Origin of the sequence: Caballeronia sp. GAFFF1, assembly GCF_023630705.1 — a bacterium.
Classification (GTDB): domain Bacteria; phylum Pseudomonadota; class Gammaproteobacteria; order Burkholderiales; family Burkholderiaceae; genus Caballeronia.
Genome location: NZ_JALQEM010000017.1, coordinates 15428 through 28628 on the forward strand (window position 1 = coordinate 15428; position 13201 = coordinate 28628).

Annotated in this window: 12 protein-coding genes; all 12 read right to left on the reverse strand. The window is 62.3% G+C overall.

Annotated elements, in window-relative coordinates; translation table 11 throughout:
- Positions 1-128 precede the first annotated feature (128 nt).
- The 12 genes from NCR37_RS08115 to nuoE all read right to left on the reverse strand — a co-directional run bounded on the left by NCR37_RS08115 (position 129) and on the right by nuoE (position 13156).
- Complete coding sequence (locus NCR37_RS08115; RefSeq protein ID WP_250472549.1) at positions 129-728, reverse strand: NUDIX domain-containing protein; 600 nt, start codon at positions 726-728, stop codon at positions 129-131.
- Between the two features lie 49 nt (positions 729-777).
- Positions 778-1098, reverse strand: coding sequence for a DUF2818 family protein (locus NCR37_RS08120; protein WP_250472550.1), 321 nt, complete (start codon positions 1096-1098; stop codon positions 778-780).
- Positions 1098-2570: an NADH-quinone oxidoreductase subunit NuoN gene (gene nuoN / locus NCR37_RS08125; protein ID WP_250472551.1), complete on the reverse strand. Its 1473-nt coding sequence runs from the start codon at positions 2568-2570 to the stop codon at positions 1098-1100. Before nuoN ends, NCR37_RS08120 begins: the two co-directional genes overlap by 1 nt.
- Positions 2571-2595: 25 nt before the next feature.
- Entirely contained in the window at positions 2596-4086 is a 1491-nt protein-coding gene (locus NCR37_RS08130) for an NADH-quinone oxidoreductase subunit M (protein ID WP_250472552.1), read from the reverse strand.
- Between the two features lie 13 nt (positions 4087-4099).
- Positions 4100-6187, reverse strand: coding sequence for an NADH-quinone oxidoreductase subunit L (nuoL, locus tag NCR37_RS08135; RefSeq protein WP_250472553.1), 2088 nt, complete (start codon positions 6185-6187; stop codon positions 4100-4102).
- 17 nt (positions 6188-6204) lie between these two features.
- Entirely contained in the window at positions 6205-6510 is a 306-nt protein-coding gene (nuoK, locus tag NCR37_RS08140; RefSeq protein WP_007588140.1) for an NADH-quinone oxidoreductase subunit NuoK, read from the reverse strand.
- A 20-nt stretch (positions 6511-6530) separates the two neighbouring features.
- On the reverse strand, positions 6531-7229 hold the full coding sequence (locus NCR37_RS08145; RefSeq protein WP_250472554.1) for an NADH-quinone oxidoreductase subunit J: 699 nt from the start codon (positions 7227-7229) through the stop codon (positions 6531-6533).
- 147 nt (positions 7230-7376) lie between these two features.
- Positions 7377-7865: an NADH-quinone oxidoreductase subunit NuoI gene (nuoI, locus tag NCR37_RS08150; protein ID WP_250472555.1), complete on the reverse strand. Its 489-nt coding sequence runs from the start codon at positions 7863-7865 to the stop codon at positions 7377-7379.
- Between the two features lie 35 nt (positions 7866-7900).
- Positions 7901-8965 carry an NADH-quinone oxidoreductase subunit NuoH gene (nuoH, locus tag NCR37_RS08155; RefSeq protein WP_250472556.1) on the reverse strand — a complete coding sequence of 355 codons (1065 nt, stop codon included), beginning with the start codon at positions 8963-8965 and terminating at the stop codon, positions 7901-7903.
- Positions 8966-11302, reverse strand: coding sequence for an NADH-quinone oxidoreductase subunit NuoG (gene nuoG, locus NCR37_RS08160; protein ID WP_250472557.1), 2337 nt, complete (start codon positions 11300-11302; stop codon positions 8966-8968).
- Positions 11303-11351: 49 nt separating this feature from the next.
- Positions 11352-12674 carry an NADH-quinone oxidoreductase subunit NuoF gene (nuoF, locus tag NCR37_RS08165; protein ID WP_244846712.1) on the reverse strand — a complete coding sequence of 441 codons (1323 nt, stop codon included), beginning with the start codon at positions 12672-12674 and terminating at the stop codon, positions 11352-11354.
- Positions 12671-13156 (reverse strand): NADH-quinone oxidoreductase subunit NuoE, encoded by a 486-nt coding sequence (gene nuoE, locus NCR37_RS08170; protein ID WP_250472558.1) that lies wholly within the window; start codon positions 13154-13156, stop codon positions 12671-12673. The genes nuoF and nuoE overlap by 4 nt, the downstream gene beginning before the upstream one ends.
- Between the last annotated feature and the right edge of the window lie 45 nt (positions 13157-13201).

Here is a 13201-nt window from a genome sequence, read left to right on the forward strand (position 1 = left end):
GAAATACCCGCGTGAGCGAGCGACTTCAGATTCTAGCTGTTCGGCGGTTTCGCCGCCGAGCGCTGGCGTCAAAACGACAAAAGCGGCCAACGCGGCCGCTTTCCGTGATGACAGAGCCAGCCGGCGTCTTACACAGCCGCCGTCCTGCCCGCCTGCCATTCGCCCGAGCGGATCTTCTCCAGCCAGAACGCGCCGATGATCGTCTTCACGTCGCTGATCGTGCCGTCTTTGACCCACGCCATCAGTTGCGCTTCGTCCGCGATGAACGTTTCGAGGAACTCGCCTTCGTCGAGCTTGGCGTCGCCAGCCGTGAGACCGCGCGCCAGGTACAGGTCGATGAATTCGGTCGAATACGAAATGACCGGATGAATGCGCGTCAGAAAGATCCAATCACGCGCGGTATAGCCGGTTTCCTCCTGCAATTCGCGCTTGGCGCACGTCAGTTCGTCCTCGTTCGGATCGAGCTTGCCTGCCGGAAATTCGAGCAGCACGCGCCCGACCGGATAGCGGAACTGACGTTCGAGCAGCACGCGGCCGTCGTCGAAAACCGGCAGGATCATCACCGCGCCCGGATGCTCCACGAATTCGCGCGTGGCGTGCTTGCCGTCGGGCAACGCCACCGTATCGCGCTTGAGCGTGAGGAACTTGCCTTCATGCAGCGTGACGCTTTCGACCTTCGTCTCGATGAGGCCGTCGTCGTTATCGGAAACGGAGAACTGGTCTGCCATCTTGCACCCTGTGCCGGTTAAGCAAACAGCCGCCGAGGGCGCGAAGCCATCAGCGGCGTTTGACGAGATATTGATAGGTGAAGCCCGGAAACGCGAGCACCACGAACAGACTGAAGGTGATGGCGTAGAACTGCCATCCCTGATCGAAACGGTTGCCGGCGCGCGCTTCGAGCATGAAGCCGAGCGCGCCGACCACGAAGTAGAGAACGATCAACTCGCCGATCCTGATCCACGCGCTTTTCTTCGCCGCCTGATGGCGGGTCGGCGCCGGCAACCGCACCGGCACGACAGCGAAGAGGCGCTGGTTCAGGAACGGCACGTTGGCGCCGACGAGCGCCAACAGCACGATGAACCAGCCTGCAGCCGACATTACAGCGGCAGCGTATGCGTGATTGCTTGCAGGCACGCGGTCATCAGCGGACCCGGAACCAGGCCCAGTACCAGCACGGCCAGACCGTTGAACGCCAGCAGCGAACGATTGAGGCTATCCGCGACGATCGGCGAAGCGTCTTGCGGCGCGTCGAAGTACATCAGCTTCACGATGCGCAGGTAGTAGAACGCGCCCACGAGCGACGTCAGCACGGCCAGCACGGCGAGCCACGTCAGACCGGCGTTCATCGTCGCTTCCAGCACGGCGAGCTTCGCGTAGAAGCCGACCGTCGGCGGAATGCCGGCGAGCGAGAACATCATGATCATCATGACGAAGGCGAACACCGGACTGCGCTGGTTGAGGCCCTTGAAGTCGTCGATCTGTTCGGCTTCGAAGTCGCGGCGCGCGAGCAGCATGACGATGCCGAAGGTGCCGAGCGTCGTCACCAGATAGATGATGCTGTAGAACATCGCCGAGCTGTACGCGCCCGCCGCGCCCGTCACCTTGCCGTCGACCACGCCGGCCAAAAGGCCGAGCAGCACGAAGCCCATGTTCGAGATGGCCGAGTACGCCAGCATCCGCTTGATGTTCTTCTGCACGATACCCGTGATGTTGCCGACGATCAGCGACAGCGCCGCGAGGATGACCAGCATCTCTTGCCAGTCGACCGCGAACGGCAGCAGGCCCATCACCAGGAAGCGCAGGCCCCATGCGAACGCCGCGACCTTCGGGCCGCCGCCGGTCAGCAGCGTCATGGCCGTCGGTGCGCCTTGGTAGACGTCAGGCACCCACATGTGGAACGGCACCGCGCCCATCTTGAACGCCACGCCCGCTACGATGAAGATCACGCCGAAGAGCAGCACGGCGTCGTTGATGCGGCCCGACGCCACCGCCTTCAGCACTTCGTTCAGCTCCAGCGAGCCGGTCGCGCCGTACAGCATCGAGATGCCGTAGAGCAGGAAGCCGGACGCCAGCGCGCCGAGCACGTAGTACTTCATCGCCGATTCGTTCGACTGCGGCGCGTCCTTGCGCAGCGCGATGACCGCGTACAGCGACAGCGACATCAGTTCGAGGCCGAGATACAGCGTGAGGAAGTTGTTGCCCGAAATCATCACGCACTGGCCGAGCAGCGAGAACAGGCCGAGCAGGAAGAAGTCGCCGCGGAACAGATCGCGGTCTTCCAGATACTTGCGCGAATAGATGATCGACACCGCGTAGCCGAGCGTCACGACCGCTTTCATCGCGCTCGCGAACGGATCGACGATATACATGCGCGCGAAGAAGTAATGCGGCGTCGGATCGAGCGCCGAGAACGCGAACCACACGCCGACGACGACGGTCGAGATCAGCGAGATCGCGTAAGTCGTACGGCGGCTCGACGGACCGAACATCGTGTCGTTCAGCCAGGCCACGACGACGGCAGCCATCAGGATGCCGTCGGGCAACAGGACACTCATAGGGGCGTTTTGCATGATCTTTTAGTTCCTCCGCACGGCGTTACTGAGCCAGCGGCAGCTTGGACTGCGCGACGTGGGAGAGCAGGTTTGCCACCGACTCGTGCATCACGTCGGTGAAGGGCTTCGGATGCAGGCCCATATAGAGCGTGAACAGCGCGAGCACGACGAGCATGAACATTTCACGCTTGTTGATGTCCGCGAGCTTCGCGACGTGGTCGTTCGCCACTGCGCCGAAATACACGCGCTTGTACATCCACAGCGTGTAGGCCGCGCCGAGAATCAGCGTGAACGTGGCGAGGAAGCCGATCCAGAAGTTGAACTTCACGGCAGCCAGAATCACCATGAACTCGCCGACGAAACCCGAGGTGCCCGGCAGACCGCAGTTGGCCATGGCAAAGAGCATGGAGAACGCGGCGAACTTCGGCATGGTGTTCACGACGCCGCCGTAATCCGCGATCTGACGCGAATGCACGCGGTCGTAGAGCACGCCGATGGACAGGAACATCGCGCCCGAGACGAAGCCGTGCGAGATCATCTGGATGATCGCGCCTTCCACGCCGAGCTGGCTGAAGATGAAGAAGCCGAGCGTGACGAAGCCCATGTGCGCAATCGACGAATACGCGACCAGCTTCTTCATGTCGGCCTGCACCATTGCGACGAGGCCGATGTAGATGACCGCGATCAGCGACAGCGTGATGACGACCGGCGCCAGAAAGTGGCTTGCGTCCGGCGCGATAGGCAGCGAGAAGCGCAGGAAACCGTATGCGCCGAGCTTCAGCATGATCGCCGCCAGCACCACGGAACCGCCGGTCGGCGCTTCTACGTGTGCGTCCGGCAGCCAGGTGTGAACCGGCCACATCGGCACCTTCACGGCGAACGCCAGGAAGAACGCGATAAAGAGCAGCACCTGCGGCGTCATGCCGATCTTCGCGGCTTGCCACGTGGCGAGGTCGAACGTGTGCGTCTGCGTGTACAGGTACAGCAACGCGACCAGCATCAACAGCGAGCCGGCGAGCGTGTACAGGAAGAACTTGAACGCCGCATACACGCGATTCGGGCCGCCCCACACGCCGATAATGATGTACATCGGAATGAGCGTGGCTTCGAAGAACACGTAGAACAGCAGGCCGTCGGCCGTGGAGAACACGCCGATCATGATGCCCGAGAGGATCAGGAACGCGGCCATGTACTGCGAGACGCGCTCCGTGATGACTTCCCACCCGGCGATCACGACGATCACGGTGATGAGCGCGGTCAGCACGACGAACCACATCGAGATGCCGTCGACACCCAGGTGATACGTGATGTTGAACCGCTCGATCCAGTTCGCCTGTTCGACGAATTGCAGCGCGGCGCTCGACGTATCGAAGCCGGTGATCAGCGGAAGGGTCACGATCAGACCGAGAACCGAGCCGATCAACGCGACCCAGCGCGCGGGCGCGGGGTTACGGTCAGAACCTACAGCCAGAACCAGGACGCCGAAGATGATCGGCAGCCAGATCGCGACACTGAGAATCGGAAAAGAGTGCATAGGGTCCCTCGCCTTATTTGCCGCCGAGCGTTACAAACAGGGTCAAGAGCCCCAACATGCCGATAATCATGGCGAACGCGTAGTGATAGATGTAACCGGATTGAAGGAAGCGGATCACACCGGCGAACCAGGCGACGAACCGCGCACTGCCGTTGACGACGCCGTCGATGACGACCACATCGCCCTCTTTCCACAGCCCGCGACCGATCGCGACCGCGCCCCGGGCGAAGACCACTTCGTTAATCTTGTCGAAGTAGTACTTGTTGTCGAGCAGCGTGTAGATCGGGCCGAAGCGGCGGCGGATGACCGGCGGCAGGTCCGGGCGCTTCATGTACAGGAACCACGCGACGATCACGCCCGCGAGCGCCAGCCACACCGGCAGACCCGCGACCGAATGCAGACCCATCGGGAACCAGCCGTGGAACTCTTCGGCCATTTCGCGCATGCCTTCGTGGTTCTCGGCGATGTAGATCACCTTGTCGAACACGACGCCGTGCGAGAAGAAGTCGCCGAAGAGCATCGGGCCGATCATGATCGCGCCGATGACGACCGACGGAATCGCCAGCAGAACCAGCGGCAGCGTGACGACCCACGGGCTTTCATGCGGCTCGTGTGCGTGGCCGTGGCCGTGGTCATCGTGGCCGTGGCCGTGCGCGTGACCATGATTGTCGCTACCGTGGCCCTGGCCGTGCGTCGCCTCTTCGGCGCCCATCGGCGAATCGGGATGCTTGGGACCGCGGAACCGCTCCTTGCCGTGGAACACGAGGAAATACATGCGGAACGAATACAGCGCCGTGACGAAGACGCTCGCGACCACCGCGAAATACGCGAAGCCCGAACCCGGCAGATGCGAGAGCTTCACCGCGTCGATGATCGAGTCCTTCGAATAGAAGCCCGAGAAGAACGGCGTGCCGATCAGCGCCAGCGAACCGATCAGCGACGTGATCCAGGTGATCGGCATGTACTTGGCCAGCCCGCCCATGTTGCGCATGTCCTGGTCATGGTGCATGCCGATGATGACCGAGCCTGCGCCGAGGAACAGCAGCGCCTTGAAGAACGCGTGCGTGCCGAGGTGGAACACCGCGACCGGGTACGCCGACACGCCGAGCGCGACCGTCATGTAGCCGAGCTGCGAGAGCGTCGAATACGCGACCACGCGCTTGATGTCGTTCTGCACGACGCCTAGGAAGCCCATGAACAACGCCGTGATTGCGCCGATGACCGTCACGAAGGACAGCGCGGCATCCGAGTGCTCGAAGAGCGGCGACATGCGCGTCACCATGAAGATGCCGGCCGTCACCATCGTTGCCGCGTGAATCAGCGCGGAGATCGGCGTCGGGCCTTCCATCGAATCCGGCAGCCACACGTGCAGCGGGAACTGCGCCGACTTGCCCATCGCGCCGATGAAGAGGCAAATGCACGCGACCGTCAGCAGGCCCCAGCTCGTGCCCGGGAACGTCATGGCCGCGAGCTTTTCGCCTTGCGCGAAGACGTCGCCGTAATTCAGCGAGCCGGCGAACGCCAGCAGCAGGCCGATGCCGAGCAGAAAGCCGAAGTCACCGACGCGGTTGACGATAAACGCCTTCATGTTCGCGTAGATCGCGCTTTCGCGGGTGAAGTAGAAGCCGATCAGCAGATACGAGACGAGACCCACCGCTTCCCAGCCGAAGAAGAGCTGCAGGAAGTTGTTGCTCATCACGAGCATCAGCATCGAGAACGTGAAAAGCGAAATGTACGAGAAGAAGCGCTGATAACCGTCTTCTTCCGCCATGTAGCCGATGGTGTAAATGTGCACCATCAGCGAGACGAAGGTCACGATGACCATCATCATCGCCGTCAGGGAATCGACGAGGAAGCCGACTTCCATCTTGAGCGAGCCCATCGTCATCCATTCGTAGACGGTGCCGTTGAAGCTCGCGCCCATCATCACGTCGTAGAAGACGAACGCGGACAGGATGAACGAGATGAAGACGCCGAGAATGGTGACGCGGTGCGACCCCTTGCGCCCCACCGTCTTCCCGAGCAGCCCCGCGATCAGCGAGCCCGCGAGCGGAGCCAGCGGGACCGCGAGCAGGAGGTTTTCATTGAGTGTCGTGGACATAACAGCCTAGCCTGAATTTAACCTTTGAGCTGATCGAGGTCCTCGACGTTGATCGTGTCGAGGCTACGGAACAGGGTCACAAGAATCGCGAGACCGATCGCGGCTTCCGCTGCGGCCACGGTCAGGACGAAGAACACGAAGATCTGGCCGTGAACGTCGCCCAGATAGTGCGAGAACGCGACGAAATTGGTGTTCACCGCAAGCAGCATCAGTTCGATGGCCATCAGGATGATGATGACGTTGCGGCGGTTCAGGAAGATGCCGACGATGCTGATCGCGAAAAGGATCGCGCCGAGCACGAGGTAATGGGCAAGACTCAACATGTTTGTTCTCTCCTTCGCGCTCAGCCCTTGTTGTCCACGGCACCCGCGCCGATGTTGCCGGTCACGGCAGGCTCCACCGATGCATCCGGCGCCTGCTTCTCAGCCTGCATCTTCACGAGACGCACGCGATCCTGACGGCGAACCTTGACCTGCTTGCTGACGGTTTGCGTCTTCTTGTCCTTCTTGTCGCGCACGGTCAGCGAGATGGCCGCGATGATCGCCACCAACAGCACCAGACCCGCGATTTCGAATGCGAAGATGTAGTCCGTGTAGATGACCTTGCCGATGAGCTGCGTATTCGGCATCAGCGCCGCGCCGCCCACGCCGGCGCCTGCGGCGGCCGTGCCGGCATCGCGCAGCGGCGTGACCGTCGCGCCGTAGCCGTGCCACAGAATCAGCGCCGTTTCGATGACGATGATCGCGCCCACGATGGTCGCGAGCGGCACGAACCGCCTGAAGTCGCGCTGCAGCACGTCGATGTTGATGTCGAGCATCATCACGACGAAGAGGAAGAGCACCATCACTGCGCCGACATACACGAGAACCAGCAGGATCGCGAGGAATTCGGCTTGCAGCAGCATCCAGATCGCGGCCGCGTTGAAGAACGCGAGCACGAGAAAGAGCGCGGATGACACCGGATTGCGCGAGGTGATCACCTTCAGCGCGGACACAGTCAACAGCAGCGCGAAGATATAGAACAGTACGGTTGTGAATTCCATGATTACCGGTTCATCGTTAGGCCATCATCAGGCAGGGTGTGTCGGCGCGCGGCGCAACGCGCCAACAGCAAAATCGCTTCGACTTCGACACCGGCGCTCGCGGGATGCGAATCTTGCTTCGCGCGAGGCGCCGGCACCGGGTTCGCATCAACGGTAAGGCGCGTCGGCCGCCTTCGATGCGGCGATTTCCGTCTCGTAGCGATCGCCCACTGCAAGCAGCATGTCCTTCGTGAAGTAAAGATCGCCGCGCTTTTCGCCGTGATATTCGAGGATATGCGTCTCGACGATCGAATCGACCGGGCAGCTCTCTTCGCAAAAGCCGCAGAAGATGCACTTGGTCAGGTCGATGTCGTAGCGCGTCGTGCGGCGCGTATTGTCCGCGCGCGTTTCCGATTCGATGGTGATCGCAAGCGCCGGGCACACCGCTTCGCACAGCTTGCAGGCGATGCATCGCTCTTCGCCGTTTTCATACCGCCGCAGCGCGTGCAGCCCGCGAAAACGGGGCGACACCGGCGTCTTTTCTTCCGGGAACTGCACCGTGATCTTGCGCTGGAACGCATAACGGCCCGTCAGCGCGAGACCCTTCAGCAGTTCGGTCAGGAAGAAGGTCTTAAAGAAGTTCTGAATTGCGTTCATGATGATTGGTCCGCTCTTGTCCTCGGTTCGTCCGACTACTTCCAGATGTTGAGCGGCGACATGATCCAGAAGCCGATCACGACCACCCACACTACCGAGACCGGCAGGAACACCTTCCAGCCGAGACGCATGATCTGGTCATAGCGATAGCGCGGGAACGTCGCGCGGGCCCAGATGAAGACCGACAGCAAGAAGAAAACCTTGAGCACGAACCAGAACACGCCCGGAATGAACGACAGGAAGCCGAACGGCGCGTCCCAGCCGCCAAGGAACAGTGTCGTCGCGATCGCCGAGATCACGATCATGTTGATGTACTCGGCAAGGAAGAACAGCGCGAACGCCATGCCCGAGTAATCGATCATGTGGCCCGCGACGATTTCCGACTCGCCTTCCACCACGTCGAACGGGTGACGGTTGGTTTCAGCGATGCCCGAGATGAAGTACACGACGAACATCGGCAGAAGCGGCAGCCAGTTCCACGACAGGATGTTGACGCCGAAGCCCGCGAAGATGCCGCGCTGCTGCGAAGCGACGATATCCGACATGTTCAGCGTGCCCGCCACCATCAGCACCACGACGAGCGCGAAGCCCATCGAGATTTCGTAGGACACCATCTGCGCCGCCGCGCGCATGGCGCCCAGGAACGCGTACTTCGAGTTGGACGCCCAACCCGCGAGGATCACGCCGTACACGCCGATCGACGAGATCGCCATGACGTACAGGAGACCCGCGTTGATGTTGCCGAGCACGGCTTTCGCCTGGAACGGAATGACCGCCCAGACCGCGAAGGCCGGCACCACGGTCATGATCGGCGCGATGACGTAGATCCATTTGCTCGCCTGAGTCGGCTGAATGACTTCCTTCAGCAGCAGCTTCAGCACGTCCGCGATCGGTTGCAGCAAGCCTGCCGGGCCGACGCGGTTCGGACCGAGACGCACGTGCATCCAGCCGATGAGCTTGCGTTCCCAGAGAATCAGGTACGCGACGCACAGCAGGATCACCACCGCGACCACGAGGATGCGCACGAGCGCCCACACGGTCGGCCAGGCAACGCCGAGAAGCTGCGTGCCGCCTGCGTTGATCGTATCGAACAAGCCCATTTACGCCTTCTCCACTACCAGTTCACCGAACAGGCCGCCGAGTGCGGCGCCAGCCGCGGTTGCCGCCGACACGCGGACCACCGTTTCCGCCAGGTTCGCGTCGCGAACCGCGGGCATCACCACCGACAGATTGCCTTGCTTGATACGCACCGCATCGCCGTCCTTCAGGCCGAGCTTGTCGAAGAGCGTCGTCGGCAGGCCGGCGACATTCGCGTCGCGCGCGGCTGCCGTCAGATGCAGCGAGGGGGCGCGGCGCACCAGCGCGTCGGCGTGATAGATCGGCACGTCGGCGAGACGCTCGAAGCCGCCCTTCACCGAAATATTCGATGCAGCGCGCTTTGCCGCGACCGTCGTCTTGTTCGACATACGCGCGGCGAGGTCGCCCGAGCCGAGCGCCGCGACGCGCACTTCTTCCGCCGTGTCGAATTCGAAGCCCGGCAGGCCGAGCATCGTGCCTAGCACGCGCAGTACCTTCCAGCCCGGACGCGTCTCGCCCAATGCGCGGACGACGCCGTTGAACGACTGCGCCGTGCCTTCCGCGTTGACGAACGTGCCCGACGTCTCCGTGAACGGCGCGATGGGCAGCAGCACGTCGGCGTACTCCATGCCGTGCTTGAACGGCGACATCACGACTACCATTTCGGCTGCCTTCAGCGCCGCGACGGCCTGCGCCGGGTTCGCCGCATCGAGTTCCGGCTCCGCGTTGAAGAGCACATAGCCCTTGCGCGGCTGTTCGAACGCCGCGCGGGCGTCGAGACCGCCCTCGCCCGGCAGCGCATCGACGAGATAACCGCCCACCGAGTTCGCGCCTTCCGTCAGGAAACCGAGCGTCGCGCCCGTGTTGTCGGCGATCCACTGCGCCGCCGCCTGAATCTGCGCGAAGTCCGGATGCTGTACCGCCACATTGCCGAGCAGCACGACACGCTTCTCGCCCGCCGACAACGAAGCGGCTACGTCCTTCGCCGCTGCCGACACTTCGCGACCAGCGAATGCGTCCGGCAACGCGACGCCGCGCGCTTCGGAAACCGCCGCCGCAATGCCCGCGAGTTGGTCGAGCCACGCCGACGGCGCCGCGACCAGACGATGCGCGGTCGGGATCAGCGAGTCGTCGTTGCTCGCGTTCAGGAACGTGAGCATCGCGCCGTTCTTCGCAGCCTGACGCAGACGCGCGGCGAAGAGCGGATGATCGCGGCGCAGGAACGAGCCGATGACGAACGCCGTATCGACGTTCGACAGGTCCGCGATCTTCACGCCGAGCCACGGCGCGCCCGCGCCCACCGGCGCGGAGAAGTCGTTCTGGCGCAGACGGAAATCGACGTTCGGCGAGCCGACGCCTTCCGCGAACTGCTTCAGCAGATACAGTTCTTCGACCGTGCTATGCGGCGTCGCGAGCGCGGCGATGGCGTTCGCGCCATGATCCGCCTTGATGCCCTTGATGCCCTTCGCGACGTACTCGAGTGCCGTCTGCCAGTCCGTTTCGATCCAGTTGCCGCCCTGCTTGAGCATCGGCACGGTGAGACGGTCGTCGCTATTCAGGCCCTCGTACGAGAAACGGTCCTTGTCCGAGATCCAGCATTCGTTGATGGCTTCGTTTTCCATCGGCAGAACGCGCATCACGCGGTTGTTCTTGACCTGAACCACCAGGTTCGCGCCGACGGAATCGTGCGGGCTCACCGACTTGCGGCGCGACAATTCCCACGTCCGCGCGCTGTAGCGGAACGGCTTGCTCGTCAGCGCGCCGACCGGGCACAGGTCGATCATGTTGCCCGACAACTCCGAATCCACCGTCTTGCCGACGAACGACGTGATTTCCGAATGCTCGCCGCGGCCCAGCATGCCGAGTTCCATGACGCCGGCGACTTCCTGGCCGAAGCGCACGCAGCGCGTGCAGTGGATGCAGCGCGTCATCTCTTCCATCGAGATGAGCGGACCCACGTTCTTGTGGAACACGACGCGCTTTTCTTCGTTGTAGCGCGACTGCGACTTGCCGTAACCCACGGCCAGATCCTGCAACTGGCACTCGCCGCCCTGATCGCAGATCGGGCAATCCAGCGGGTGATTGATCAGCAGGAACTCCATCACCGACTGTTGCGCCTTCACGGCCTTGTCGGAGGCGGTCCGCACGACCATGCCGGCCGAAACGGGCGTGGCGCACGCGGGGACGGCCTTCGGCATCTTTTCGACTTCGACGAGGCACATCCGGCAGTTCGCCGCGATCGACAGCTTCTTGTGATAGCAGAAGTGAGGAATGTACGTATCGACCTTGTGGGCAGCCTGGATCACCATGCTGCCTTCGGGCACCTCGACCGTCTTGCCGTCAATTTCTAGTTCAACCATGATGGGGAATGGTCCTCAACCTCTTTCGCGCAACTGACTGTGCGCCTGATTACGCGGTAAGCGCCTCGGACGCCGCATGATGCGCGTGCCCGCCGACGAGACAATGCTTGTGCTCGACGTGATATTCGAATTCGTTCCAGAAGTGCTTCAGCATGCCGCGCACCGGCATGGCCGCCGCATCGCCGAGCGCGCAGATCGTGCGGCCCATGATGTTTTCGGCGACGGAATTCAGCAGATCCAGGTCTTCCTTGCGGCCGAGGCCGTGCTCGATGCGATGCACCACGCGATACAGCCAGCCCGTGCCTTCGCGACAAGGCGTGCACTGACCGCACGACTCTTCGTAATAGAAGTACGACAGACGCAGCAACGAACGCACCATGCAGCGCGTTTCGTTCATGACGATGACCGCGCCCGAGCCCAGCATCGAACCCGCCTTGGCGATCGAATCGTAGTCCATGTCGGTCGCAAGCATCATCTCGCCCGGCACCACCGGCGCCGACGACCCGCCCGGAATCACCGCCTTGATCGACTCGCCGCGCACGCCGCCGGCCAGTTCCATCAGCGTCGAAAACGGCGTGCCGAGCGGAATTTCATAGTTGCCCGGACGATTCACGTCGCCCGACACCGAGAAAATCTTCGTGCCGCCGTTGTTCGGCTTGCCGATTTCGAGGTAATTCTGCGGTCCGATTTCCAGCAGGAACGGCACCGCAGCGAACGTCTCGGTGTTGTTGATGGTGGTCGGCTTGCCGTACACGCCGAAGCTCGCCGGGAAAGGCGGCTTGAAGCGCGGTTGGCCCTTCTTGCCTTCGAGCGATTCGAGCAGCGCGGTTTCTTCGCCGCAGATGTACGCGCCGTAACCGTGGTGAGCGTACAACTCGAACGAGAAGCCGGAGCCGAGGATGTTCGCGCCGAGATAGCCGGCTGCGCGCGCTTCTTCCAGCGCCGCTTCGAACACCTTATAGACTTCCCAGATCTCGCCGTGGATGTAGTTATAGCCGACGGTAATGCCCATCGCATACGCGCCGATGGCCATGCCTTCGATCAGCGCGTGCGGGTTCCAGCGAAGAATGTCGCGGTCCTTGAACGTGCCCGGCTCGCCTTCGTCCGAATTGCAGACGAGATACTTCTGCCCCGGGAACTGACGCGGCATGAAGCTCCACTTCAGTCCGGTAGGGAAGCCGGCACCGCCGCGACCGCGCAGACCCGACGCCTTGACGTCGGCAATCACCTGCTCGGCCGGAATCTTTTCTTCCAGAATGCGGCGCAGCTGCTTGTAGCCGCCGCGCGCAACGTAATCTTCGAGATGCCAGTTCTCGCCGTTAAGGCCAGCGAGGATCAGCGGCTTGATGTGACGATCGTGAAGAGACGTCATTTCGAAAGTTCCTCGATCAACTGGTCGATCTTCTCGCGGCTCATGAAGCTGCACATGCGGTGGTTGTTCACCAGCATGACCGGCGCATCGCCGCACGCGCCGAAGCACTCGCCTTCTTTCAGCGTGAACTTGCCGTCGGGCGTGGTTTCGCCGAAGTCGATGCCGAGCTTCTGCCTGAGATATTGAGCAGCACTATCCGAGCCGCCGTCCGGACCGAGCTGGCAGGGCAAGTTCGTGCAGAGCGTGATCTTGTGCTTACCGACCGGCGCGAGCTCGTACATCGTGTAGAACGTGGCGACTTCCTGCACCGCGACAGGCGGCATGCTCAGATAGTCGGCGACGAACTTCATGAGTTCGGGCGAGAGCCATCCGTGCTCTTCCTGAGCGACAGCAAGCGCAGCCATCACCGCCGACTGCTTCTGCTCGGCGGGATACTTCGCGATCGCGCGATCGATTTCTTTCAGGCCTTCAGCTGAGATCATTTTCAGACACGACTCTTTCAATTCCTACCGAACGAAAACCTGCCG